This window comes from Pseudomonas congelans (genome assembly GCF_900103225.1).
GTDB classification, from domain to species: domain Bacteria; phylum Pseudomonadota; class Gammaproteobacteria; order Pseudomonadales; family Pseudomonadaceae; genus Aquipseudomonas; species Aquipseudomonas congelans.
Window position 1 is genome coordinate 552055 of sequence record NZ_FNJH01000002.1, and the last position, 26042, is coordinate 578096.

The 26042-nt window shown below is 59.2% G+C and carries 25 protein-coding genes; 18 read left to right on the top strand and 7 right to left on the bottom strand.

Annotation, left to right across the window (positions count from 1 at the left end):
* Nucleotides 1-80: 80 nt before the first annotated feature.
* Together BLR20_RS09560 and hmpA are read right to left on the bottom strand one after the other, a co-directional pair.
* Nucleotides 81-497, bottom strand: coding sequence for an ester cyclase (locus BLR20_RS09560; protein WP_054992940.1), 417 nt, complete (start codon nt 495-497; stop codon nt 81-83).
* A 78-nt stretch (nt 498-575) separates the two neighbouring features.
* The gene (gene hmpA, locus BLR20_RS09565; RefSeq protein WP_054992939.1) at nt 576-1763 is read right to left on the bottom strand and encodes an NO-inducible flavohemoprotein; all 1188 of its coding nucleotides are present in this window, start codon (nt 1761-1763) and stop codon (nt 576-578) included.
* A gap of 311 nt (nt 1764-2074) precedes the next feature.
* Between hmpA and BLR20_RS09570 the strand changes: the two genes are divergently transcribed.
* The gene (locus BLR20_RS09570; RefSeq protein ID WP_054992938.1) at nt 2075-3496 is read left to right on the top strand and encodes a sugar porter family MFS transporter; all 1422 of its coding nucleotides are present in this window, start codon (nt 2075-2077) and stop codon (nt 3494-3496) included.
* A 48-nt stretch (nt 3497-3544) separates the two neighbouring features.
* Here BLR20_RS09570 and BLR20_RS09575 read toward each other — a convergent pair whose 3' ends face one another.
* The gene (locus BLR20_RS09575; protein ID WP_010428998.1) at nt 3545-4165 is read right to left on the bottom strand and encodes a LysE family translocator; all 621 of its coding nucleotides are present in this window, start codon (nt 4163-4165) and stop codon (nt 3545-3547) included.
* Between the two features lie 170 nt (nt 4166-4335).
* Here BLR20_RS09575 and BLR20_RS09580 point away from each other — a divergent pair, with 170 nt between their 5' ends.
* From BLR20_RS09580 to BLR20_RS09650, 15 genes are all read left to right on the top strand, one after another.
* Nucleotides 4336-4815, top strand: coding sequence for an Lrp/AsnC family transcriptional regulator (locus tag BLR20_RS09580; protein WP_010429001.1), 480 nt, complete (start codon nt 4336-4338; stop codon nt 4813-4815).
* A 94-nt stretch (nt 4816-4909) separates the two neighbouring features.
* Nucleotides 4910-5290: a glyoxalase superfamily protein gene (locus BLR20_RS09585; RefSeq protein ID WP_010429005.1), complete on the top strand. Its 381-nt coding sequence runs from the start codon at nt 4910-4912 to the stop codon at nt 5288-5290.
* A 221-nt stretch (nt 5291-5511) separates the two neighbouring features.
* A complete protein-coding gene (gene atzF, locus BLR20_RS09590) occupies nt 5512-7317 on the top strand; it encodes an allophanate hydrolase (RefSeq protein ID WP_054992937.1) in 1806 nt (601 codons plus the stop codon).
* Nucleotides 7318-7332: 15 nt separating this feature from the next.
* Nucleotides 7333-8442 (top strand): BMP family ABC transporter substrate-binding protein, encoded by a 1110-nt coding sequence (locus BLR20_RS09595; RefSeq protein ID WP_054992936.1) that lies wholly within the window; start codon nt 7333-7335, stop codon nt 8440-8442.
* Between the two features lie 9 nt (nt 8443-8451).
* Entirely contained in the window at nt 8452-9561 is a 1110-nt protein-coding gene (locus tag BLR20_RS09600) for an ABC transporter permease (RefSeq protein ID WP_032615728.1), read from the top strand.
* Nucleotides 9554-10474: an ABC transporter permease gene (locus BLR20_RS09605; RefSeq protein ID WP_010429016.1), complete on the top strand. Its 921-nt coding sequence runs from the start codon at nt 9554-9556 to the stop codon at nt 10472-10474. The genes BLR20_RS09600 and BLR20_RS09605 overlap by 8 nt, the downstream gene beginning before the upstream one ends.
* A 25-nt stretch (nt 10475-10499) precedes the next feature.
* On the top strand, nt 10500-11516 hold the full coding sequence (locus tag BLR20_RS09610) for a formamidase (RefSeq protein WP_010429019.1): 1017 nt from the start codon (nt 10500-10502) through the stop codon (nt 11514-11516).
* A 4-nt stretch (nt 11517-11520) separates the two neighbouring features.
* Nucleotides 11521-12207 carry a biuret amidohydrolase gene (biuH, locus tag BLR20_RS09615; RefSeq protein WP_010429021.1) on the top strand — a complete coding sequence of 229 codons (687 nt, stop codon included), beginning with the start codon at nt 11521-11523 and terminating at the stop codon, nt 12205-12207.
* Nucleotides 12204-13745: an ABC transporter ATP-binding protein gene (locus BLR20_RS09620; protein WP_162235645.1), complete on the top strand. Its 1542-nt coding sequence runs from the start codon at nt 12204-12206 to the stop codon at nt 13743-13745. Before biuH ends, BLR20_RS09620 begins: the two co-directional genes overlap by 4 nt.
* Nucleotides 13742-14419, top strand: a complete 678-nt coding sequence (locus BLR20_RS09625) for a cysteine hydrolase family protein (protein ID WP_010429025.1) — start codon at nt 13742-13744, stop codon at nt 14417-14419. The genes BLR20_RS09620 and BLR20_RS09625 overlap by 4 nt, the downstream gene beginning before the upstream one ends.
* Before the next feature lie 40 nt (nt 14420-14459).
* On the top strand, nt 14460-14855 hold the full coding sequence (hpxZ, locus tag BLR20_RS09630; RefSeq protein ID WP_010429027.1) for an oxalurate catabolism protein HpxZ: 396 nt from the start codon (nt 14460-14462) through the stop codon (nt 14853-14855).
* Nucleotides 14852-15538: a GntR family transcriptional regulator gene (locus BLR20_RS09635; RefSeq protein WP_054992934.1), complete on the top strand. Its 687-nt coding sequence runs from the start codon at nt 14852-14854 to the stop codon at nt 15536-15538. Before hpxZ ends, BLR20_RS09635 begins: the two co-directional genes overlap by 4 nt.
* A gap of 6 nt (nt 15539-15544) precedes the next feature.
* A complete protein-coding gene (locus BLR20_RS09640) occupies nt 15545-16033 on the top strand; it encodes an NUDIX hydrolase (RefSeq protein ID WP_082429559.1) in 489 nt (162 codons plus the stop codon).
* A 477-nt stretch (nt 16034-16510) separates the two neighbouring features.
* Nucleotides 16511-18757: a putative bifunctional diguanylate cyclase/phosphodiesterase gene (locus BLR20_RS09645; protein WP_032615736.1), complete on the top strand. Its 2247-nt coding sequence runs from the start codon at nt 16511-16513 to the stop codon at nt 18755-18757.
* Nucleotides 18758-19075: 318 nt separating this feature from the next.
* On the top strand, nt 19076-20332 hold the full coding sequence (locus BLR20_RS09650) for a sensor domain-containing diguanylate cyclase (protein WP_010429034.1): 1257 nt from the start codon (nt 19076-19078) through the stop codon (nt 20330-20332).
* A 103-nt stretch (nt 20333-20435) separates the two neighbouring features.
* Here the strand turns inward: BLR20_RS09650 and BLR20_RS09655 are convergent, their stop codons facing one another.
* The gene (locus tag BLR20_RS09655) at nt 20436-22175 is read right to left on the bottom strand and encodes a dipeptidase (RefSeq protein WP_054992933.1); all 1740 of its coding nucleotides are present in this window, start codon (nt 22173-22175) and stop codon (nt 20436-20438) included.
* Nucleotides 22176-22306: 131 nt separating this feature from the next.
* On the opposite strand from BLR20_RS09655, the gene BLR20_RS09660 reads away from it, so the two are divergent.
* Nucleotides 22307-23269 carry a DUF6508 domain-containing protein gene (locus BLR20_RS09660; protein ID WP_054992932.1) on the top strand — a complete coding sequence of 321 codons (963 nt, stop codon included), beginning with the start codon at nt 22307-22309 and terminating at the stop codon, nt 23267-23269.
* Nucleotides 23270-23538: 269 nt separating this feature from the next.
* Nucleotides 23539-23748 carry a hypervirulence associated TUDOR domain-containing protein gene (locus tag BLR20_RS09665; protein ID WP_032615743.1) on the top strand — a complete coding sequence of 70 codons (210 nt, stop codon included), beginning with the start codon at nt 23539-23541 and terminating at the stop codon, nt 23746-23748.
* A gap of 108 nt (nt 23749-23856) precedes the next feature.
* Here the strand turns inward: BLR20_RS09665 and sodC are convergent, their stop codons facing one another.
* The 3 genes from sodC to BLR20_RS09680 form a co-directional block, all read right to left on the bottom strand.
* Nucleotides 23857-24375 carry a superoxide dismutase family protein gene (gene sodC, locus BLR20_RS09670; protein ID WP_054992931.1) on the bottom strand — a complete coding sequence of 173 codons (519 nt, stop codon included), beginning with the start codon at nt 24373-24375 and terminating at the stop codon, nt 23857-23859.
* A 243-nt stretch (nt 24376-24618) separates the two neighbouring features.
* Nucleotides 24619-25629, bottom strand: coding sequence for a zinc-dependent alcohol dehydrogenase family protein (locus BLR20_RS09675; RefSeq protein WP_054992930.1), 1011 nt, complete (start codon nt 25627-25629; stop codon nt 24619-24621).
* Nucleotides 25630-25692: 63 nt separating this feature from the next.
* Complete coding sequence (locus tag BLR20_RS09680) at nt 25693-26001, bottom strand: ArsR/SmtB family transcription factor (protein ID WP_074594616.1); 309 nt, start codon at nt 25999-26001, stop codon at nt 25693-25695.
* Nucleotides 26002-26042 lie beyond the last annotated feature (41 nt).

Consider the following 26042-nt stretch of genomic DNA (forward strand, 5'->3'; position numbering starts at 1 on the left):
TGAGAGTGTCTAAAAAAGACTGCGCTACTACCCCGGAGTGCCCTGAAATGATTTTACTTCGATGAACGTACAGGAATCGTTCAGGCGCTTCTGTCACTCGAGGCGCCCGCCGCTTCGCCACGAAGCTCGCGTTCCACTGCCGCTTTATCAATGACCGACCAGACGCCAACGATCTTGCCGTCGCCAAAGGTGTAGAACACGTTTTCGCTGAAGGTAATGCGCTGGCCACGCGCCTCCAGCCCGAGAAAACGGCCTTGCGGCGAGCAGTTGAAGAGCAGACGGGCGGCAACCTGTGGTGCTTCGACCACCAGCAGGTCGATATTGAAACGCAGGTCGGGGATGATCCTGACATCGTTTTCCAGCATCGCCCGGTAACCGGCCAGACTGATCCGCTCGCCGTTGTAGTGCACGCCGTCGTCGACGAAATCGCTCAGGTCCTGCCAGCGACGGTCGTTGAGGCAGGCGATGTAGGCACGGTACTGATCGGCCAGGTTCATGTTGCGCCCTCCTTTTCAAAAGATACCGACGCAGCCTCGTTGAAAAGGCTGCATACAATTGCGGCCTTACTGTAGCGCTTATGCCAACGCCTGCGCCGGACCAAAAAACTCGTAATGGCTTTGCCGATCCGGTACGCCCACCTCGTGCAGCGCACGTTTCATGAAGGCCATGAACGGCTGCGGGCCGAGAAAGTAGACCTCGATATCCCGACTGGCAGGTAACCACTGCCTCAGATGTGCCAGCGAAGGACGCCCTGTCAGCCGCCCCGCAGACACATCGCCGGGCGTCACGTCGCTATGCACGACGTGTGCAGCGAACTGCGGATAGCGCTCGCGCCATTCATCAATGACAGTCTGGAATCCCTGTACGCTGGCGTTACGCGCGTAGTGGATAAACACGACGTCTCGATTGCCTGTCCGCAACGCTGTTTCAGCCATGGCCAGCGTCGGGGTGATGCCAACGCCGCCGCTGATCAGCACCAACGGCCTGGCACTGTCGATGAGGACAAACTCGCCCGAGGGCGGGAACAGTTCGACGGTGTCATCCACCATGATCCGGTCGTGCAGATAGCCGGAGGCAACCCCGCCTTGCTGGCGCTTGACGCTGATGCGATAGCCGAGGCCATTGGCCGGCGCAGAGAGCGAGTAATTTCGACGAACCTCGCCACTTTCCGGGTTCAGACGAATACCGATGTACTGACCGGCCTTGTGCGCGATCACCGGTTTACCATCCACAGGCTGCAGATAGAACGAGGTAATTTCGCTGCTTTCCGCGACCTTGCGGGTGACCTTGAATTGCCGTGCGCCCCGCCACCCACCTGGCGCAGCGGCGATGCTCTGGTAAACGTCGTGCTCGGCATTGACCAGCAGGTCAGCCAGTTGCTGATACGCCGCAGCCCAGGCATCAATCACATGATCCGTGGCGGTCTCTGCGCCCAATACCTCGCGAATGGCCCGTAACAGACAGGCACCGACAATCGGATAGTGCTCCGGCAGTATCTGCAGCGCGACATGCTTGTTGACGATCTGCGACGCCAGCGGCCCGAGGTTTTCCAGGTGATCGATGTTGCGTGCGTACATCAACACTGCATTGGCCAGCGCTCGCGGCTGTGCGCCATTGGCCTGGTTGGCCTGATTGAACAGGGGGCGAACCTCGGGATAGCCGTCGAGCATGATTCGATAGAAATGCGTGGTCAGCGCTTCGCCACCCGTCTCAAGGATCGGTACGGTGGCTTTGATGATGTCGCGCTGGGTGGTGGTGAGCATGATCGACTCCAGGAATACTCAGGCAGGTTCCTGTAGTGATAGCAACGCGCATGCCAGATAAAAACTACTTGAAAATCAATGAAAAGCATTTTTCTAGAGTCGAAAAGACTGAGTCTTATTGACAATAATTGCGAAATTTCTTGTCATTATGACCAGAGAAAGTTAATCGTTTCAGCAGCCTTGTGCGCAAGGCTTTCACCAAGAAAACAATCCCGAGCGGGTTTGTAGGGAACTAGCGCGACCGACGTCGCCCTAAGCGTGACATCCATGTACTGGCGCAACGCTGGTTTCAAGCCAAGGACTTCAGATTCATGTCTTCTAGTAGCACCTCAGCAGCGGCGGGTCAGCAAAGCCGGCAACGCGCCTCATCGAATCGACTCATCTTTATCTCCGTGCTTGTGGCGACCATGGGCGCGCTGGCGTTCGGGTATGACACTGGCATCATCGCCGGCGCCCTGCCGTTCATGACCCTGCCCGCCGATCAGGGCGGACTGGGTCTGGATGCCTACAGCGAAGGAATGGTCACCGCGTCACTGATTGTCGGCGCCGCATTCGGCTCGCTTGCCAGTGGCTATATCTCCGACCGTTTCGGACGTCGCCTCACATTGCGCCTGCTGTCAGTGCTGTTTATCGCCGGAGCACTCGGCACCGCCATTGCACCGTCGATTCCGGTCATGATCGCAGCGCGCTTCCTGCTGGGTATCGCAGTGGGCGGCGGCTCTGCAACAGTGCCGGTGTTCATCGCCGAGATCGCAGGCCCGTCACGGCGTGCGCGGTTGGTCAGCCGTAACGAATTGATGATCGTCAGCGGCCAGTTGCTCGCCTATGTGCTGAGTGCGGTGATGGCGGCCTTGCTGCATACGCCGGGGATCTGGCGTTACATGCTGGCCATCGCCATGGTGCCAGGGGTGTTGCTGCTGGTCGGTACGTTCTTCGTACCAGCGTCGCCACGCTGGCTGGCCTCCAAAGGCCGTTTCGACGAAGCGCAGGATGTGCTGGAGCAACTGCGCCCCAGCACACAGGACGCGCAGCGCGAAGTCGACGAGATGAAAGCACAGGACGAAGAAGCTCGCCATCGTCCGAAAGCAAGAGAATTGCTGCGTAAGCGCTGGGTCATCAAGCTGTTGCTGATCGGTATAGGTCTGGGCTTTACCGCGCAGTTCACGGGGGTGAACGCGTTCATGTACTACACGCCGATCATTCTCAAGAACACCGGAATGGGCACCAACGCTGCGTTGACCGCGACGATCGGCAACGGCGTGGTGTCAGTCATCGCGACCCTGTTGGGGATCTGGGCCATCGGCCGCTACGGGCGTCGGCATTTGCTGATGACTGGTCTGGTCATCGTCATTCTGATGCAGGCAGCGCTCGGTTGCGTGTTGCAGTTCATGCCCCAGAACATGACCCAGAGCTACACCGCCCTCGCCTGCATTCTGGTGTTTCTGCTGTTCATGCAGATGTGCATCTCGCCGGTCTACTGGTTGCTGATGTCAGAACTGTTTCCCATGCAGGTGCGCGGCCTGCTGACCGGCACAGCGGTATCGATGCAATGGTTGTTCAACGCATCGGTAGCGTTCACGTTCCCGATTGCAGTCGATACCATCGGCAACCCGACGTTCTTCATCTTCGCCGCCATCAACATTGGCTCGTTGATTTTCGTGTTCCTGTGCCTGCCGGAAACCAAGGGCAAGTCGCTGGAGCAGATCGAAAAGCATTTGAAGAAAGAGCTGTAACGGCGACCGGATGAGGTCATCAACGGCCTCATCCACCCTCCAGGCAGATCAGCGCACCAGCATCGAAGCTGCCGCCGCAACCATGATTGCCGCCGCACCGCGAAACAGTTTTCTTTGCGCACTCTCACTCGACAGCAAATGTCGAATGCGCAAGGCGGCAAATATGAACACGGCCCCGACCGCTAGCAGTACCAGCACCGTCAGCGGCACCAGAACCAGCCCCCACGTCTGCAAAGAGACCGTTTCAAGATTGATGACCAACGGCAAAAGCGCCAGATAAAAGGCAATAGTCTTGGGGTTGCCCAAGGTGATGGTCAGTCCGGACGCGGCCGCGGACAGCAACTCTTTTTTCCTCGCAGATTTTCCGATGTCTATGGCTTGATGATCTGCGAACCAGAACTGCCAGGCCAGATAGCACAGATAAATCGCCGCCCCCCAGCGCACTACCTGAAACAACGCATTGAAGTGTTCGGCAATCATGGCAAGGCCAAATACTGCAAATGAAAGATAGGTCAAGTCACCGAGGATCAGCCCGGACAGCAGGCAAAAGCCTGACACCGCCCCGCCGCTGACACTCCGTGCGACCAGCGCGGCCATACCGGGGCCGGGGATGGCGGCGGCGATGCCCAACGCTGCCGAATAGGTAAGAACCTGAGTCAGATCAAGCATGTCGCACTCCTTGAGTCATGGCGCTGATTGCAGAGTTCCTGAGCTCCATCAGACGAGCCCCTGTGCCGAAAAATACTACGCGTTTCAATGCGGAAAAAATCATCTGTTCTTACTGGCTGAATGGCTAAAATCGGTATAAATTTCCTGCTCTATGCGGAGTAACGGTATTTATGACCAAACCGACGTTGGGCCCGATTGATGTCAGGATACTCACGGCGCTGCAGCAGGATGGCCGTATCACCAATCAGACCCTGGCCGACCAGATCGGCATGTCTGCCTCGCCCTGCTGGCGACGGGTCAGGCAGCTTGAAGAACATCGCTATATCCAGGGTTACAGAGCCGTACTGGACCGCCGCAAGATCGGGCTTGGCGTGATGGTGTTCATTCGTATCAGCATCGACAGTCATAGTGAGGCCGAGGCCAGAAAGTTCGAGAAGGAGGTCATGCAACTGGAAGATGTCGTGGCGTGCTACAGCATCGGCGGCGATGCGGACTTTCTGCTTCAGGTCGTAGCGCCCGATCTGGATTCCTTTGCTGACTTCGCCATGACCGTGGTCAGACGATTACCCGGCATCAAGGAAATGCAGAGCATGTTCGTGCTCAAGGAAATAAAACCGTTCGTCTCGTTCCCGGTAAAGCAGCCCGCATAGCGATGCCTGGCTGTCGCCGCAGATACCGTCAGGTATCAATGCGTGCATCGGCATTAATGACTGCACGCCCATCATTTCAAATAAAGGAATAGCAATGTCTGCAAAGGAGCCAGCCACCGTGACCTTCACCAGTGCCATCCCGATTCTGCGGATATTCGATGAACGCAAAGCGCGTGAGTTTTACATCGACTTTCTCGGTTTCAGCATCGAATTCGAGCACCGCTTCGAAGCGGACCTGCCGTTGTATCTGGGCATCAGCCGTAACGGGCTGAACCTGCACCTCTCCGAGCATCACGGTGATGCCTGTCCAGGTGCGGCGGTGTTCATCCCCACGCAAAACATCGAGCAATTGCGCGACGAGCTGATCGGCAAGCAGTATGGCTATGCCCGCCCGGACATCGTTCAGCAAGGCTGGGGAAAAACCCTGGAAGTCTGCGACCCGTTCGGTAACCGTCTGAGGTTCTGCGAGAGTTGAGAACCCCGCGTTAATGTCAGCCGCAGGGCGATACATTTGCCCCCGGCTGGCACGACCCATCTTTGTGCACGCCGATGCACTCAGGCGCAAACATGACGCATGCCTGCAGCGAAACACCCCGTCAATTCTCAATAATCTCTCCGTAAATCATCCTCCGGCCGAGTTTGGCCCGTAACGTGCAAACGCGTCAGTTCATCTTGTATACATGAATGAACACCACCATGACCGCACTCGATATCCCTGAACTTCAGTCGGCGCTCCGCTCGGGCGAAACCACGCTGACGACACTGGTGCACACCCTGACCGCACAGATTGATACGGATGACCGGGCAGAGGTCTGGATTCATCGCGTTCCTCTGGCACAGCTGGTCGAGCGGGCAAAGGCGCTGGAGAGCATTGCCGTACAACTGGGCGATGCGGTTTATGAGCGGCTGCCGCTGTTCGGCGTGCCCTTTGCGGTCAAGGACAATTTCGACGTGGCGCACATGCCGACCACGGCTGCATGCCCGACGTTCGCCTACGTGGCCGAGGACAATGCGCACGTTGTGCAGCTGCTGCTCGACAGCGGCGCAATCCTGATGGGCAAGACCAATCTCGATCAATTCGCCACTGGCCTGGTGGGCGTTCGCTCGCCCTACGGCGCGGTACGCAATGCGCATGATCCGGCCTACGTCAGCGGCGGTTCGAGTTCCGGCTCGGCAGTGGCGGTAGCGCGTGGCTACGTCAGTTTTGCACTGGGCACAGACACCGCAGGTTCAGGCCGCGTGCCGGCCGGTTTCAACGGCATCGTCGGGCTCAAGCCCAGCCTTGGCCTGTTCAGCAGTCGAGGGATCGTGCCTGCCTGCCGCACGCTGGACTGCCCCTCCATATTTGCCAGGGATGTCATGCAAGCATGGCAGGTGGCGCAGGTCATTGCAGCTTACGACCCGCTGGATGCGTCCAGTGTGGCCGTACAGGCATTGCCGGTGCAGCGCAGGGTTCGGCGTGTCGCCGTCGCACGGCACTGCGAGTTCTTTGGTGACGAGCAGGCAAAGGCGGCTTACCTCAAAACCCTGGAAGCCCTGCAGAACGACCCGCTGGTGACTATCAGCGCTATCGAGTTCGACGTCTTCGCCGAAGCAGCTGCCCTGCTGTATCAAGGCCCTTGGGTGGCAGAACGCCGCGCTGCCATCGGCGAATTCTTCGCCAGCAACGCTGCTGATATTCATCCTGTGGTGCGCGACATTGTGCAGAGCGCGGATTCATTCGACGCCGTGGATACGTTCAAGGCCCGCTATCGCCTGGCAGAACTGACTCGCGCTGCGCAGCAGTTGCTGACCGACATCGATGTGCTGGTGGTGCCGACCGCGCCGTGCATGCCAACCATCGAAGCGGTGCTCGGCAACCCGGTCGCGCTCAACTCACAGCTTGGCTACTACACCAACTTCGTCAACCTGATGAACATGTGCGCCATCGCCATCCCGACAGATTGTCGCGCGGACGGACTGCCTGCGGGCATCACACTGATTGGCCCGGCCGGTGCCGATCAGCGCCTGGCAGAGATCGCCGCAGCCTGGCAGCCGCTGTTCGGCCAGGCTGACCAGCGTGACGTCGTGGCGATGGCTCCCCTGCCCTATAACAGCCCGACCGTGCAGGTGGCGGTTGTCGGTGCACACCTGGTCGGCCAGCCACTCAACTGGCAGTTGCTCGAAGGCGGCGCACGTCTGCTGCGCACCACAACCACCAGCGCGGATTACCGCCTGTATGCGCTGGCAGAAACGTCGCCGCCGAAACCTGGATTGGTGCGCGTGGCTGAACAAGGCGCAAGCATCGAAATAGAAGTCTGGGAAATGCCGCTTAGCCAGTTCGGCGCTTTCGTCGCGGCCATTCCCGCGCCACTGGGCATCGGCTCCCTGCAACTGGCCGACGGCCAGTGGGTCAAGGGTTTCATCTGTGAGCCTGGCGGCCTTGAAGGCGCGTTGGACATCACCAACTACAAAGGCTGGCGCGCCTACCGCGCTGCGCACACATCTTCCATCGCTCAATGACCAGAGGTAGCACACATGTCGAATGTTGATCGTCGCAGTTTCATCAAGTTGGCGGGCATTATCGGCCTGAGCGCAGCGCTGCCTTTCGGTCGCGCCTATTCAGCCGATGCACCGCTGGTAGTGGGTTTTATTTACGTCGGCGCTCGCGACGACTTTGGTTACAACCAGGCCCACGCCCAGGCAGCGGCCATCATCAAGACGCTGCCCAACGTCAAAGTGATCGAGGAAGAAAACGTTCCGGAAACCGTGGCCGTACAGAAGACCATGGAAGCCATGATCCGTCAGGACGGCGCAACGTTAATTTTCCCGACCTCGTTCGGCTACTTCGAACCGCACGTGGTCAAGGTCGCCAAAAAGTACCCGGATGTACGTTTCGCGCACTGCGGTGGTCTGTGGCAGAAAGGTCGCGACCCGATGAACGCGGGGAGCTTTTTCGGTTACATCGATGAAGCGCAATACCTCAACGGCGTGATTGCCGGGCACATGAGCAAGAGCAAAAAGCTCGGGTTCGTCGCCGCCAAACCTGTGCCGCAAGTGCTGCGCAACCTGAACGCGTTCGCCATGGGTGCCCGCTCGGTCGACCCAAGCATCGTCACCACCGTGATATTCACCGGTGACTGGTCGTTGCCGGTCAAGGAAGCAGAAGCTGCCAACGGCCTGATCGACCAGGGTTGTGACGTGCTGACCTGCCATGTCGACGGGCCCAAGGTGATTGTCGAGACCGCTGAAAAACGCGGTGTCATGACCTGTGGCTACCACGCCAGCCAGGCTGCGCTGGCCCCCAAAGGCTACCTGACCGGTGCCGAATGGAATTGGGAAACACCTTATCGTGCTCACATCGCGGCAGCCCAGAGTGGTGCGCCGATGATCAACTTCCTGCGCGGCGGGCTGAAGGAAGGCTTCGTCAAGACGTCCGCCTACGGGCCTGCGGTAACCGCCGACGCCAGGCAGAAAGCGGATGCCATCAAGGCGCAGATGATGGCCGGTCAGTTCGTGATTTTCAAAGGCCCGCTCAAGGACAACAAGGGCAACGTGGTGATTGCCGATGGCGTTGCCCAAGGCCAGACCGACATTGCTCTGGAGAGCATGAATTACCTGGTCGAAGGTGTGCTTGGCCAGCTCTGAGGAACGTTCATGAGTTCATCGATAAGTCTGCGCCGCCTGGCCAGCGCGTTGTTGCCGGGGCTGCCTACGGTGCTGGCAGTGTTTTCCTCGTGCGTGCTGTTCGGGCTGTTTCTGGCGGTTCAGGGCAAGCCTGCCTGGCAGGCGCTGCACCTGGTCGGCGAAGGTGCGTTCGGCTCGTGGTTCGCCCTGGAAAACACCTTGCAACGCGCCGCGCCGCTGATGCTGACCGCACTGTGCGTTGCCCTGCCCGCGCGGGCCGGGCTGATCATCATCGGCGGCGAAGGTGCGCTGGTACTGGGCGGCCTGGCTGCCGCAGTGACCCCCTTGTGGCTCAGCCATCTGCCAGCCGGTTTGATGCTCGCCTGCATGGCGGTCGCCGCAATGACCGTGGGCGCACTGTGGATCGGCCTGAGTGGCTGGATGCGCCAGCGGCGCGGGGTCAATGAAACGATCAGCAGCCTGCTGCTTTCGTACATCGCCCTGGCGCTGTTCAGGCAGTTGGTGGAAGGGCCGCTGCGCGACCCGGCCAGCCTGAACAAGCCTTCGACTCCGCCGCTGGACGATGCCTATATGATCGGCACGATCAGCGACAGCTTTGAGGTGCACTGGGGCCTGGTGGCGGGCGTCGCTGCCTGTGTGCTGGCGTATGTGCTGGTGCGCCACAGCGTCAAGGGTTTTGCCCTCGCCGTGGTCGGCGGCAACGTGCGGACCGCGCTGATGATCGGCTTGCCGGTGGACCGGCTGATCATGCTCAGTTGCCTGCTGGGCGGTGCGGCGGCTGGCCTGGCCGGCATGTTCGAGGTCACCGCAGTACAAGGCAGCGCCAACGCCGCCTTGATCGCAGGCTATGGCACCAGCGGCATCCTCGTGGCCTTCGCCGCTCGCCATCATCCGCTGGCAATTATCGTCTGCGCCATCCTGCTTGGCGGGCTGGAAGCCAGTGGCGGACTGCTACAACGACGGCTCGGTCTGCCGGACGCCACCACGCTGATTCTTGAAGGTCTGCTGTTCACCAATCTGCTGCTCTGGGAAGCCCTGGGCGGGCGTATCGCGGCCTGGAAGATCAGGCTGACGGCGTCGCCTGCGCCGCTCGACAAGGGAGCACTGCAACATGGCTGATATCGACCTGACTACATTTCTCCTCGCCCTGCTGGCCGGCGCTATCCGCGTCGGCACACCCTTTCTGTTCGTCAGCCTGGGCGAATGCCTGACTGAAAAAAGCGGCCGGATCAACCTGGGGCTCGAGGGCATTCTGGTAGCGGGTGCCATGTCCGGATACGCCGTCGCGTGCCTGAGCGGCTCGGCGTGGCTGGGCGTCGGCGCGGCTGCCGGGGTCGGCATTCTACTGGGCCTGCTGCATGGGCTGGCGTGCTCGTTGCCACGGGTCAATGACATCGCTTTCGGCATCGCGCTGATCCTGCTCGGCACCGGCCTGGCGTTCTTTCTCGGCAAGGCCTTTATCCAGCCACAGGCGCCCATGCTGCCTTCACTGGCGCTGGGCGCCTGGAGCAGCGAAGAACGTGTGCGCTCGGCGCTGAACATCAATGTGCTGTTCTTCGTCGGTGCCGCGCTGGCGTTCGTTCTGCATTGGGGGCTAAGCACCACGCGCTGGGGGCTGATGCTGCGTCTGGTCGGCGACCATGCCGAAACCGCTCAGGCGCTGGGCTATCGACCGCTCAAAGTACGCATTGTGGCCACTGCGGTCGGCGGCGGGCTGGCCGGTATCGGCGGCGCCTATCTGTCGCTCTATTACCCCGGCAGCTGGAACGAGGGGCTGTCCAGCGGTCAGGGGCTGATGGCCGTGGCGCTGGTGATCTTTGCCCGCTGGCGTCCGTTGGCATGCCTGTGGGCGTCGTTGCTGTTCGGCGCTGCCGGTGCCATCGGCCCGGCCCTGCAAGCGGTCGGAATCAGCACCGGCTACTACCTGTTTGCCGCAGCACCTTATGCGCTGACGCTGGTGGTGATGTACGCCACCTGCCGCCGTGGTCGCACTCTGAACGGCGCGCCTGGCGAACTCAGCCTGACGCGATGAACTGATCTTTTCGAGGAGACATTGCATGGCCAGTGGTCTTGGTGGTTTGAACAAGTCGCCCAATGGCGTGGTGATCGGCCTGGCGCAGCTGACGTTGCCCGATCCGCATACGCGCGAGGCGTTGTGGGCGCAGACACAGAAAGTGGTCGGCATGGTCGCCAAGGCGCGACGCAGCAACCCGGGCATGGACCTGATCGTATTTCCCGAATACTCGTTGCACGGCCTTTCGATGAGCACCGCACCGGAGATCATGTGCAGCCTCGACGGCCCGGAAGTGATCGCGCTGCGCGAGGCGTGCAAGGCGCACCGGATATGGGGCTGCTTCTCGATCATGGAAGCCAACCCGCACGGCAACCCGTTCAACAGTGGCCTGATCGTCGATGACCTCGGGGAGATCCGCCTGTACTACCGCAAGCTGCACCCGTGGGTGCCGGTCGAACCCTGGGAGCCTGGCGATCTGGGCATTCCGGTCTGCGACGGACCGCGCGGCAGCAAGCTGGCGCTGATCATCTGCCACGACGGCATGTTCCCGGAAATGGCCCGCGAGTGTGCCTACAAGGGCGCCGACATCATGCTGCGCACTGCGGGCTACACCGCACCAATCCGCCACTCGTGGAAGATCACCAATCAGAGCAATGCCTTCACCAACCTGATGCAGACCGCAAGCGTCTGCATGTGCGGCTCCGACGGCACGTTCGACTCCATGGGCGAAGCGATGTTTGTCGACTTCGACGGTACGATCATGGCTGAAGGGGGTGGCCGGGCCGACGAAATCGTCTGCTGCGAACTGCGCCCCGATCTGGTCCGCGAAGCCCGTGTGCACTGGGGCGTGGAGAACAACATCTATCAATTCGGGCATCGCGGCTATGTGGCGGTCAAGGGTGGCGCACGCGACTGTCCTTACACCTACATGCACGATCTGAGCGCAGGCCGGTACCGTCTGCCGTGGGAAGACGACGTCGTGCATACCGATGGCAGCTCGTGCGGTTTTGCAGCCCCCGAGCGCGACTTCAAACCTACCCCCAGCAGCTGGAAGGAGTAACGCCATGAGCGAACGTCATATTGCATCGGCGCCCTACCCTTGGCCCTGGAATGGGCAATTGCATGCGCACAATACGGCCTTGATCGTGATCGACATGCAGACCGACTTCTGCGGCGTCGGCGGCTACGTGGACAGCATGGGTTACGACCTGGCCCTGACCCGTGCGCCCATCGAGCCGATCAAGGCGCTGCTCGCCGCGATGCGCCCGCTGGGCTTCACCATCATCCACACCCGCGAAGGCCATCGCCCGGACCTCAGTGACTTGCCCGCCAACAAGCGCTGGCGCTCGCAGCGTATCGGCGCGGGGATCGGCGACCCCGGTCCGTGCGGCAAGATTCTGGTACGTGGCGAGCCGGGCTGGGAAATCATTGACGATCTGGCACCGCTGCCCGGCGAAATCGTTATCGATAAACCCGGCAAAGGCTCGTTCTGCGCCACCGATCTGGAACTGATTCTGCGCACTCGCGGCATCGACAACCTGATCCTGACCGGTATCACCACCGACGTCTGCGTGCACACCACCATGCGCGAAGCCAATGACCGTGGCTTCGAGTGCCTGCTGCTGGAAGACTGCTGCGGGGCGACCGACGCTGGCAACCATGCAGCGGCCCTGAGCATGGTCAAAATGCAGGGGGGCGTGTTCGGCGCAGTCGGCCATTCCTCGATGCTTCGTGACCTGTTGGGAGCATGAACATGCGCGCCCCGAGCCTTGAGACGATTGGTGCCAGCAAGCATTTTGGTGCGTTTCGCGCACTCGACGAGGTGTCCTTCAAGGTCCGCGCCGGCACCGTCCACGCCCTGCTCGGCGAGAACGGCGCCGGCAAGAGTACGCTGGTCAAGGGCATCATCGGCTACAGCCCGCTGCAGTCGGGCAGCATTCTGATCAACAACCGCGAACATGAGATTCGTACCCCACGCGACTCTCATCAATTGCAGATCGGCATGGTGTATCAGCACTTCACTGTCGCACCGGGCCTGAGCGTTGCGGAAAACCTGGTGCTGTCGCGCGGCGATCTGCCCTGGCGCATCGACTGGGCCAGCGAGCACCAGCGCCTGGAAGCGTTCATGGCAAAGATGCCTTTTCGTCTGGACATCCATCGGCCGGTCAGCAGCCTGGCGGCCGGCGAAAAGCAGAAACTGGAAATCCTCAAGCAGCTGTACCTGGAGCGTCGACTGGTCATTCTCGACGAACCCACTTCGGTGCTCACGCCGCAGGAAGCCGACGAAGTGCTGGGGCTGATGCAGGCGATGGCGCATCGTGGCGAACTGACCGTCTTGATGATCACCCACAAGTTTCGCGAAGTCAGCACCTACGCCGATGACGTCACGGTGTTGCGCAAGGGTCGCTGGGTGGGCAGCGCGGCAGTGGCTGATACCAGCACGCAACAGATGGCGGCATGGATGATGGGCGAAGCGCAGGTACGCGGGGTGAGCACCGAGCGCCCAGTGATGGCGGCCCGCCCGCCCCAGTTGCAGGTGGCAGGTCTGGATGTCCCTGGCGACAAAGGCACGCTGGCGGTGAAGAACCTGTCTCTGGCCGTTCACCCGGGAGAGATCGTCGGGGTTGCAGGTATCTCCGGCAACGGTCAGCGCGAACTCACCGAAGCGCTGCTCGGCCAGCGAGCCTTAAGCGCCGGGCAGATATCGGTCGACGGTCAGCCTTACCACGCGCGGCGCAACCAGATGCAGCGCCTGCGCGTGTTCAGCCTGCCTGAGGAACCCTTGCGCAACGCCTGCATCGGCACGTTCAGCGTGGCTGACAACCTGGCCCTGCGTAATTTCGACCAGCCGCCCCTGTGCCGGCAGGGCTGGCGCCTGGATCGTCGCGCGGCAGGTGTCCAGGCACGCAGCCTGATTGAACAGTTCCAGGTATCGCCCAACGATCCGAACCGGCCGATCGGCACCTTGTCCGGGGGCAACGTGCAGCGCGCTGTACTGGCCCGTGAACTGACCCATGATGTCGCGGTGCTGATCGTCGCCAACCCGGTATTCGGCCTGGACTTCGCCAGTGTCGCGCTCATTCACCAGCGCCTCATTGATGCTCGCAACAGCGGCACAGCGGTCCTGCTGCTCAGTGAAGACCTCGACGAACTGCTGAGCCTGGCAGACCGAATCGTGGTCATCCACGATGGCGAGCTGGTGTTTGAAACCAGCGCAGCGGACGCCGACCGTACCGAACTGGGTCGACACATGGCCGGTGCCGAACACCTCACGGGGGAACCGGCATGAACAAGGTCAATGCACGCCCTGACAGCTTCGCCTTCGACACGTCCCGTACCGCCGTGGTGATCATCGACATGCAGCGCGATTTTCTCGAACCCGGTGGCTTTGGTGCCGCGCTGGGCAACGATGTCGCACCGTTGCAGGCCATCGTTCCGTCCGTGCAACGCCTGCTGGCGCTGGCCCGCGATGAGGGCATTGCGGTGATCCATACCCGTGAATCGCACCGTGCCGACCTTGCCGATTGCCCGCAAGCCAAACGTGACCATGGCTCGCCGGGCCTGCGCATCGGCGATCCTGGTCCGATGGGACGCATCCTGATTCGCGGCGAACCCGGCAATCAGATTATCGACGCCCTGAAGCCGCTCGCTGGCGAGTGGGTCATCGACAAACCCGGCAAAGGCATGTTCTTCGCCACCGAACTGCAGCAGCGGCTGAGCGAAGCCGGGATCACCCATTTGATCTTTGCAGGCGTCACCACCGAAGTCTGCGTGCAGACCAGCATGCGCGAAGCCAATGACCGGGGTTATCGCTGCCTGCTGATCGAGGACGCGACCGAAAGCTACTTCCCCGCGTTCAAGCGGGCCACGCTGGAGATGATCACCGCACAAGGCGGGATTGTCGGCCGGGTTGCCTCACTGATGGACCTGGAGCAGGCGCTGCAGACAAGGAGCACACACTGATGGACCTGGAGCAGGCGCTGCAGACAAGGAGCACACACTGATGGACATCAACCTCCCCCACGTGGTCGCCGAAGTGACCCACGCTTTTCACGACTACGAACGCGCCCTGCTGGCCAATGAGCTGACCACGCTGGATGCGTATTTCTGGGATTCAGAACAGACCGTCCGCTACGGCGTTGCCGAGAACCTGCAGGGCGCGGACACGATCGCGCGCTATCGACGCCAGTGTCAGCCGGTCGGACCGGGACGCACACTGCTGCGTACCGTGGTGAGCACCTTCGGTGAAGACTTCGCCACGGTCAGTACCGAGTTTCATGATGGCGTCACCCAGCGCCTTGGTCGGCAGATGCAGACCTGGGCGCGACTGGAGGGCGGCTGGAAAGTCGTTGCTGCACATGTCAGCATTGACCTGAGCAGCCTGGAGCCACGCCCTTGAATTCCCCGAACACCACCAACGCGCTGGCCGAAGACGTCTATCGGCGGCTCAAGCAGGAGATTTTCGACTTCTACCTGCTGCCCTACGACCGGTTTACCGAAACCCAACTGGCCGACCGGTATCAGGTCTCGCGAACACCGGTGCGTGATGCGCTCTATCGCTTGCAACGCGAAGGCTACCTGGATGTCGAGTTCCGGCGCGGCTGGTCGGTCAAGCCTCTGGATTTCAACCAGATCGACCAGCTCTACGACCTGCGCATCGTGCTGGAGTGTGCGGCGGTCGAGCGCATCTGTGCGTCGGCCGAGGTGCATCCGGAACTCAATATTCTGCGCCAGCACTGGTTGATCGATCGCGATGGCTGGCAGATAGACATGCAAGTGGTCGCCGACCTCGATGAACAGTTCCACACCCAACTGGTGGCCGCTTCGGGCAATCTGGAAATGGCCCGTATTCATCAGGAAGTAACCGAGCGCATTCGTATTGTACGGCGGCTGGACTTCTTCAAAAGCGCCCGTATCAAACATACCTACCTCGAACACGCCGCGATCCTCAATGCACTTCAGGCGCGCAAACGTGACGAAGCGTTATTGCTGCTGCGCTCCCATGTAGAGATCAGCAAACTGGAAGTACGCAAACTGACGATTTCCATGCTCAGTGATGCGCGGCGGCGGTATGAGGCGTGAGGTTTCATGTCAAATTTCCAGGTAGACAAACCATTGCGTGAGCGCAAATCATCGAGGCTGTTAATCGTCAGCCCGTCGATGAGAATACTGCTTTTCAGATTTCAGCACACAAAAGGGGCGTTGGCCGGCAGCAATTATTGGGCAACGCCTGGTGGAGGCGTCGAAGACGGCGAAACTTATGAGGCCGCCGCCATACGTGAATTGCGCGAAGAAACCGGTATCAGGGTCAACTCGGTCGCTGAGCATATTGCCAACAGACGTTTTCCAATGCTGCTCCCTAGTGGTGAGAGCGTACTCGCTGTTGAACGCTATTACGTTGTATATGCAGAGAGCCAGGTACTCTCTCGATCAGAATGGACGCTGCAGGAAACCCAGGTGATGACGGAGCATCGGTGGTGGTCCGCCCATGAACTGAACTCGACGACGGAAATCATCAAACCGGATGATCTAGTGAGTACGCTTGAGAAAGCGGGTGTCTTTAAAGCTGAGCGTTAGGAGCACCGTAACGCTACAAATAGCATGGCTGCGAACGACTCCAACTTCCCCTTACTGGCTCATTCATATGAGCAGGCCAACTTCGACTCTCCGTCTGACGCTATCACTCCACAATAGCGCTAGCACTCCATGCGGATAGATATGATCCCATGCAACCTTTTCAAACCAACCCTGTCCTAGCCATTAGTACGTAATGGCACTTAACCATCATCTCTTATTCGATGTATTGACACATGACTCCCTACTGCAGATTAGCCGGTGAATGACCGTCTGGCTCGTTATGCAATGGGTCAGTCGTCGCCTCGACCAAACATCGTGAGCAACTTCAAGTCTGTACGTAGTCGCAGCTGAAAACTGCTAAGTCAACCAGGCCATGTCTGCGCGCAGCTGGAAGAGGTCCACAGGACGGATCCGCCGCTTATGCGCCGCCAAACATGATCCGGGCCACACATGCGCGCCACTCAGGAATAGTGATCGATGAACCCACAGGGCTATGAGCACGACCACGTCATACCGACGAATATTGAAGATGTTGCCAAGGTATTGCAGGCCGCTGCTCACTCCGCCTTGTGCACCGCCGGTTTGCTGATGGTATCCAGCGCTACAGGCTGGGAGCAGTTGGTCAGCTCCGGTCAAAGCCTGCCCAAAGCGGATGAGGCATGGTTGAGGATGATCTCGTCTTATGGCGACGTGGTGCTGGTCGGTAAGGACAGCCCGGCGGATACGATGGAAACCAACAGGTCGGGGTCTACGCTGATCTACGTTGCTATCCGTGGTTTCAGGCATGAGTTGCTCGGCGCAATGCTGTTGAGCAACAGCGATGACGCAATGGTGCTGAGCGCTGCGCAACGCTATGCGCTGCAGGCCCAGGCGGCTCATATTCGTACTTACCTGCAACCGGGCCGTGATCCCGAGGCCAATAACCCGCTGGTCACCTCGTTCGAACGCCTGCGCTTGCTTGAGTCGGTGGTCATCAACGCCAATGACGCGATTCTTATCACTGAAGCGGAACCCATCGATCTGCCGGGCCCGCGTATCGTCTATTGCAACCCTGCGTTTCTGGCGATCACCGGCTTCACTGAAGAGGAAGTCATAGGTCGCACGCCCCGCATCCTGCAGTGTGAGGACACCAGCCGGGCAACGCTGGACGTCATTCGTGAGGCACTCAGTCAATGGCGGGCGGTTGAGGTCGAACTGCTCAACACCCGCAAGGATGGCAGCAAGTTCTGGGTCGAGCTGAGCATTGTGCCGGTGGCCAATGAAAAAGGCTGGTTCACCCACTGGGTGTCCGTGCAGCGCGACATCACCGAGCGCAAGGAGTCTCAGCAACTGGCTCAGCGAGCCCGTCTGGAGTGGGAAGAAAAGCTTGCGCTACAGAGCCGGCTGGAGGAGCGCGAACGCATTTCCGAAGAGCTGACCTATATCGCTTTTCACGATGAGCTGACCTCACTGTTCAACCGCGCTTACCTGATGAACGAGTTGACCACGGCCTTTGAAATCCGCGACCCCCGATACGAACGGGCAACGGTACTCTTTCTGGACCTGGACGGCTTCAAGGTGGTCAACGACAGCATGGGGCACCTGGCCGGTGACAAGTTGCTCAAGGCAGTGGCGAATCGATTGCAGACCTGCGTTCGCTCTAATGACGTTTTAGCGCGAATCGGCGGCGACGAATTTGCGATCCTGCTGATGGGCAAGGATCAGCCGGAGACTGCGGTAAAAATGGCTGAACGTATCGTCAGTCAATTGCACACGGCAATACAGATCGAAGGCCAGGACATTTTCATCTCGTGCAGCATCGGCATTGTCACCGCAGGTGAAAGCCATACCAAGCCCGAAGAATTGCTGCGTGACGCCGATGTGGCCATGTATTCCGCGAAAAAACAGGGCAGAGGACGCTGGAGCATCTTCAACTCCTCGATGCGCGAGGCGGCGATCGACACGCTGGTGATTCAGAACGCGCTGCGCCAGGCACTGGAAGACAAGGATTTCCTGGTCTTTTATCAGCCGATCTACAGCGGCAACTGTGAACATCTGGTCGGGGTCGAGGCTCTGGTCAGGTGGAACCATGCGACCATGGGCATCATCTCCCCCGATGCGTTTATCCCGATTGCCGAAGACCTGGGGATCATTCATGAATTGGGGGCCTGGGTGATGCATCAGGCCTGTAGCGAAGTGCAGGCCTGGCGCAAGGAATTCTCTCACCTGGACCTGAGGCTCAACGTCAACGTGTCCGGGAAAGAGCTGAGCCACCCTGGATTCGTCGATCAGGTGACACGGATCATCGCTGCCACCGGCCTGCCTGCGGACCAGCTTCAGATCGAGGTCACCGAATCGGTGTTTCTCTATCAGCCTGACGCGATCGCCGAGGTTCTCCGGCAGATCAGGCAGCTTGGCGTGAGGGTGGCGCTGGATGATTTCGGTACGGGTTACAGCTCGCTCGGCTACATTGACCGTTACCCGATCGATGCGGTGAAGATCGATCGCTCCTTCGTGTCCCGAATGATGACGTACGAACGCAGCAAAGCCATTGTCAGCAGCATCCTGTCGCTGGGCCGAGCGCTGAATCTGGATATCACGGCGGAAGGTGTCGAGACCGCAGAACAATACAACCTGCTGCGCAAGATGGGCTGTCCTTACTTTCAGGGCTACCTGTTGAACAGGCCGATGCGCTCAGAGGCGCTGTTGCATATCATCAAGTCCGCAGCCGAATGCACTGCCTGATTTACGCCGGCGTTGATGGGCCGGAATGACTCCCGGCCATCCCGCAGCCTGAGCGTGAGCATGCTGTCTTGTAATGTGTCTCTACCTGTAAAATCTTGCCAGTGATCTGGTAACTGATCCAGGAAGCTCTGCGCAGCGTACTGAATACTGTCGTGATGGGCGTCATGCACCCGTTTATTCATGGCGGTATAGTGCCTGTGCAACCAGTGCTCAGTGCCTGCGGTCCAACTCACTGCATCCATTGTCCAACCGGCATTGCGTCACACATTATCTGATCAGAGCCGCGATCAATTAACGGATCACTCGACAGGAAATCAGATGACCTCATCCAGCCAGCGTCTTGCCTTGCTTGAAGCAGTTGTCGAACAGTCATTCAATGCCGTATTGATCACCGATGCCAATCTGGCCAATGGCGGCCCCTTCATCGTGTACGTCAATCCGGCATTCTGCTCGATGACCGGCTACACAGCCGAGGCATTGATCGGTGCCTCGCCACGGATCCTGCAAGGCCCGGACACCGATCCTCAAGTGATCGAGCGGATGCGCGAATGCCTGAGCGAGAGTCTTTTTTTCGAAGGGTCGACGGTCAATTACCGCGCGGACGGAAGTCCTTATATCGTCGAATGGAAGATTTCTCCGGTGCGCGACGATGCAGGCACGGTGTGCAACTTTGTCTCTGTGCAGCAAAACATCAGCCCGCGCATCCGCGCCGAACGTGAGCAACACCTGCTGGCGCAGGCACTGAACGCTGCGCTTGATCCGATCATCATCACCGACTGCAATTCCACCATCGTGTTTGCCAATGAAGCCTTTCAGCAGATCACGGGCTACAGCAGCAGCGAAATTATCGGCGAAAACCCGCGGATGCTGCGCTCCGGAAAACACGATGAGGCGTTCTATGCGCAATTCAGGGAAGCGCTGAAGAGTGGCGCCCCGCTGCGCACGACCTTCATCAACAAGCGCAAGGATGGCTCGTTGTTCTATGCGGAACACAGCATTTCTCCGCTGTGTAACCTGGAGGGCGCAATCACCCACTACGTCAGCATCAGCCAGGATGTGACAACACGCCTGGGCCGGGAACAAAAGTTGCTGGAGATTGCTCACAGCGATCCGCTGACCGGGCTGGATAACCGCCGCTCCGCCGAGCATATGCTTGAGAGACAGATACCTGCGGTGAGCATGTCGGGCAAGCCGTTCAGCCTGATCATCTGCGATATCGATCATTTCAAGGCGGTCAATGACCGGTACGGCCATCCTGCCGGCGACAGCGTAATCACCAGTGTTGCGGCCATTCTCAAACAGCGGATCCGCCTGATGGACATCGCCGCTCGATGGGGAGGAGAAGAGTTTCTGATTCTGGTGCCCGACAGCTCGTTGAGACAGGCTGCCGAACTCGCGGAGCGCATTCGCAACAGCGTTGAAAACCTGGTGATCCCGGAAACAGGGTCGGTGACCATTTCCCTTGGCGTTGCAGAACTCAGCGCCGGGGAAACGGCTGCCAGCCTCATTCAGCGCGCAGACAAGGCGCTTTATCAGGCCAAGCGTCTGGGCCGCAACCGAGTTGAGTGCGCTTAGTGAAGATCCGGTATTACTCGCTCCCCGCGTCGTGTGCCTGCGCTTCGAAATAAAAACCCTCATCGAAACCGGGCCTGTCATTGCAACAGGCCCGGACGTCGTGTCAGAGCTTCGGCAGCTGTCCGATACGCCCCATCATCTCAGTGACGATCTGCAGATCCAGCAAGAACTGCCCGGTGGTCTTGAACTCGTTATCCGTATGACCGGTGTATTTGACTTCGGGTCTTGCCAGGCCGAACTGCACCCCGTTGGGCAATGAATGGACCGACGTCGCGCCAGCCGAGGTGCCAAAGGTGTGCTCCATACCGAGATTTTCACTGGCGACAGCGAGCAGCGCCTTGACCCACTCACCCTCGGGGTTGCGGTACATCGGCTCGGCAATGGAATAGTCGAACGCTGGCTTGATAGCGGTTTTCGTACTCCAGGCCGCGAGCTTTTCGGCGATTTCGGATTTGAGCTCCTGCGGGGACTTGCCCTTTGGCACACGCAGATTGACCGCAAGTTTGAATGCCTTTTCATCCATTGCGACGTACGTCAGGGATGCCGTCAGAGGCCCCATGAAGTCGTCGGAGAACCCGACGCCCAACTTGCTGCCCAGGTAATCTAGCCCCCAGTTGTCGGCGGCATAGCGAGCAGCGTCAGTGATCTGGTTGTGTTTGAGCGCAACCTTGCCCTGCAGACTGTTGATGAAGTCCAGCATCCTCGCGACCGGGTTGACGCCGGACTGGGGTGCCGATGAGTGCGCGGAAACACCGGTCACGGTCAGTTTGACGTCCTTGCCGTCGACCTTGGCATCGACCTCGAAGTCACCGCCATTGCTTTTCACGTACTCGGCACCGGCCTGTTGCAGGCTGGCAGCAAGCTCGGCAGGCTTGTCGGTCAGCAGCGTGGCGACCGACTTCGATGGAATCTGATTGGTAGCCATGCCCCCGGTCATTGAAACGATCTCGGCCCCCTCGCCTTCAGCCTTGCGTCGGGCAAAGCTCGCCATGACCGTGCCGTAACCTTTTTCGGCAATCACGACCGGGTAACCGCCATCCAGCGCCAGGTTGTAGGCAGGCGTCGGGTTACGCTCGAAATAGTAAGGGATGGCGTCACCGGCCGTTTCTTCCGTGGTATCGATCAGCAACTTGAAGTTTCTGGCCAGCGGCAGTTTTTCTTCCTTGATGACTTTCATGGCATAGAGCGCAACCACAATACCGTTCTTATCGTCCTCGGTGCCGCGTCCATACATGCGATCACCGATCAGCGTCACCTTGAACGGGTCCAGACGAGTTCCGTCAGGCAAGACCCAGTTGTCCGGCGTGACCGGTACAACATCGGCATGCACATGAATGCCCACCACTTCATCACCGACCCCGTCGAGCGAGACTTCATACACACGATTATCGACGTTGCGGAACTTCAGATCGAAGCCTTCGGCAAGGCGCTTGATCGTGTCGGCGATCTTTATGAACGCCGGGTTTTCGTGCTGGGCAACGCCGTCGACACGAACCGTGGGAATGGCCACCAGCTCACGCAGGGTTTCAGTGGCCGCGCTGCCGTACTTCATGCGGGTATAAAGACCGAGCAGGCGATGAATATCGTTTTGTTGCGCTTCGGAAAGTTGTTTGTTGTCGAGAAAGGCACTGATGGCCGGGCCAAAATCAGCAGTTTTAACCACATCAGCGTTGGCAAGACTGTTCAGAAACTGCCTGAAGTCCTTTACCGATGTCTCACTGAACGTCTTGAGAATAATGGCGCTCTGTTGTGCAGTGACGTTGGCATTGGCCAGACTGGTGAACGACGAGAGACTGGCCAGTATCAGGGTGGAGACGGCCAGTTTTTTGAGTGACAAGTTCATTATTGAAGGCATTCCTTGGCAGGCAAAGCACGAATTTTCTGATCGTTTGATCAGGAAGCTTTTCAACTTACACCAAGAGCAATGATGCGAGAATCCCCTTTTAAATCGAAGCGATGCACTGGAGTGCTCATATGATCAAGCTGCTGATGCGCCTGAAAGCGCGCTTCGACCGAAAGCCCAAGACGCAACAACCTGTCCGGTTGCCGCCAGCGCAGCCTGCCGATCAGCAAGCTCCCCTATCACGCGTACAGGAAAATCTGGCGTGGCTGCCAGTCTATAGAGAGCCGGAGCCACTGCGTCTCCGGCCACCAGCCTGCCCGCCCTTGGGGCAACAGGACGAACCGCTGCGAGCTCGCTATCACGCCTATGTTGCGCAAATGGAACAGGCTGATCCGGCCAGTCAGGACGAGTCATGCCGTGAAACAGGACGGCAGTTGGCCAGAGAGCTGCAGTCAGCGGCAATCGACATCGTCACGTCTAAAGCCGAACACTCGCCGGATGTTTACTGGCTGACTCAATCAGCGGCAATCGCTTCACTGTTTGCCGACGGCGCGCAATCGGACGCGTTTCAACGCTATCAAGAATATGTGCGGCACTACAAAGACCAGCAACTGACGGCCGGGCAAGTCTGGGCTTTTGATATTTATGTGGCCGAACATACGCCAAGGCAGGTCAGGACATTCCTGCCACACCCCTCAAGCGCGACACGTTTGCCTGATGAACCCGCGCCGGGGCCCGACGATATTGACCAGCTACTCTCCTACCTGCCCCTGCTGTACCCAGACGGCGTGGCGATCAAGACTTATATCGTCAGGGAAAACACCTATTGGCCAGACTACTTTCCGGTAGTCGAAGCGTTTTATCGCGCGGTGGCCAAAGACTGCTGGTGTGACATTGATTACCTTAATCATGGCGCGGCGGACATGCTCGATGACGACCTCTATATCGCCCAGGCAAACCTCGCTGATATGCAAACCCTGCTGACCTACTGCATCAGAGGCGAGCGTTTTTGCGATGGACACCATGGCGCGATGATTGAAAAAGGCTACGTGCTGAAGATCCTGCGCAGGCTGGCGGTATTGCGCGAGGATTGAAGTTCACGTTAAGCAGGCGGTGTGCCGGACAATGCGCGGCCGTGTTGCAAGATGCCGTCAACCACAACCCGGGGTTGATCATTGGCAATCTGTGCGTCTGTAAGCCACTTCCTCATGTAGTCACTTCCTTCAAACGGACTGCGCGTACACGAGCGACATAAAGGCCAACCACACAATCAACCGCAGTGAATTCTTCCTTTTCTGAACACTCCGAACAGTACCGAGCGAATTTTCCGGATCATTCGCTCCCCCACTTGAGGAAAATCCGAATGACCATCACATTCAAAGTTGGCGACGCTGTACGCTGGAATTCCGAGGCAGGCGAAGTGCATGGCAAAGTCACCAAAGTACATGTGAAAGACGTGGAGTTCATGGGCAAACATCGGCCCGCCTCAAGGGACGATCCGCAGTACGAAGTGAAGAGCGACAAGACCGGTCACTCGGCGATGCATCATGGAGATGCTCTCAAGCACGCGTGACTGCCCTGCACCGGGCCAGGCACGCTGCAGCGCCCGATTTACTCATGCGATAAAGAGAGCTTTACCGATTGGCGCACCTGCACCCGAAACGGATGCAGGCACGATGTATCAGATCACGCCGCAGGCAGCACGATCACCGCCACCGCCCAGAGGTGCGGGGTGGTCGGAATGGTTATCACCGCCCGCGTGAACCATCAGCGCGTGGCCTTTGATTTCCGAGAGTTTCTTCAGGCGTGGGGCGAGAACCGGGTAACTCGCGGTGCCGTCAGTGGCCACGTACAGCGCAGGCAGGTCGCCTAGATGGCCATCGGCGTAAGGCCCCAGGTGCTTGCCGGTCTTGGCCGGGTCGAAGTGACCGCCAGCCGCGAGGGCTGCGACCTTCTTGCCGTCCTTGGTACCTGCTTCGCAACTGCCGTTTTCATGCACATGAAAACCGTGGATGCCCGCAGGCAGCGCCTTCAGATTCGGCGTGAACAGCAAGCCGTATTGCGTTTCGCTTACTGTCACGCTGCCGATAGGTTTGGGGGCGCCGTCAGCGCTGACCAGATTGATCGGAACGTCCAGCGATGCAGCCTGAACACCGAAAGAGAAAACGCCAAGCAGACCTAGCAGAAGATGAGGTTTCATAATTTCAATGCGTCCCTGATCTGATAATCGAATTGAACGTGGCGCCAGACAGCGCTGGACGCTGCACAGCACGAACGTCTTTCATGCCACAGAGGATGTGACCACAGACCTGCGAACTTGATGCAAGGAAATGAGCGGGACCGCCGGGAAAGTAATGCAAAACATCACGACTGGCCTGCCGATACCAGGGTCGGCAGGCCAGCGCTGTTCACCTGTGCCCGGTTAGCAGCACAGTGGTGCAGATCAGATATCCAGGCAGATCTTGCCGAAATGCTGATTGGTTTCCTGATAACGGAACGCTTCGACGATGTCGGTCATCGGGAAGGAACGGTCCATGACCGGGCGCATGCCGTTGGCATCAATGGCACGGATCATGTCCTGCTGCTGGGTGCGACTGCCCACCAGCACGCCCTGCATGCGCAGTTGTTTGACCAGCGCCGGGACGAACTCCAGTTGACCGGCAACACCGCTCAGAATGCCGATGACCGAGATGTGGCCAGCGACCCGTGCCGCATTCATGGACTGCTGCAGTGTCGATGGACCGCCCACGTCGATGATGTGATCCACACCACGGCCGCCGGTCAGCTTGCGGGCAGTCTCGCCCCAGTTGCTGTCCTTGCGGTAGTTGATCAGGTGGTCGGCGCCCATGGCTTGCAGACGCTCAAGCTTTTCATCACTCGACGACGTCGCGATAACGGTAGCGCCGACCATCTTGGCGAACTGCAGCGCGAAGATCGATACACCACCAGTGCCCTGTACCAGAACGGTATCGCCGGCTTTCAACGCGTCATCGACCATCAGCGCACGCCACGCGGTCAGGCCGGCGGTGGTCAGCGTGGACGCTTCGGCGTGGCTGTAGCCCTTGGGTGCATGGGTGAACGAAGTGGCACGGGCAGTCACCTGCTCGCGGGCATAACCGTCGACGCCATCACCCGGTACAGTGACAAAACCTTCAACCAGCGGCTCGCCGCTGATCCATTCAGGGAAGAACGTGCTGACCACGGAGTCGCCCACCGCGAACTCGCTGACGCCCTCGCCTACTGCGGTGACTACGCCTGCACCGTCGGCCATGGGAATACGTTTTTCCGTCGGTGCCCACATGCCGGTGACGACTGCGAAGTCGTGATAGTTGAGCGAGTTGGCATGCAAACGCACAGTGATCTCGCGGGCTTTAGGTGCAAGCACCTCGCTTTCGCCAACGCTGACCTGATCGTAGCCGCCGCCAGCCTGCACATAGATGGTTGTATTGCTCATGGTCAATCTCCTATCAATTCAACATTACGCAAAATGACGAAATGTATAAGTAACGCTCAAAGCCTAGAGTTCTTTCTTGAGCCTGTCGGCAAACCGGTCGATGGCCTGCTCGTCACGGCGAAAATACGTCCACTTGCCGATCCTGGTCGCCTGAACCAACCCGGCACGTTGCAGGATGGCCAGATGCGCGGACGCGGTAGAAGCCGACAGGCTGGCCTTGGCCTGAATGTGCGACACGCACACGCCTATCGCCGGATCACCGTGGTCCTGGGGAGGGAAATGGGCTTGCGGGTTTTTCAGCCACTCCATGATCAACATGCGAGTGTCATTGCCGACCGCTTTGATTTGCTCAAGAATCATGGGGCACAACATTACGCTTTTTTACGAAATGTTCAACCCCTGATTTACGCTCT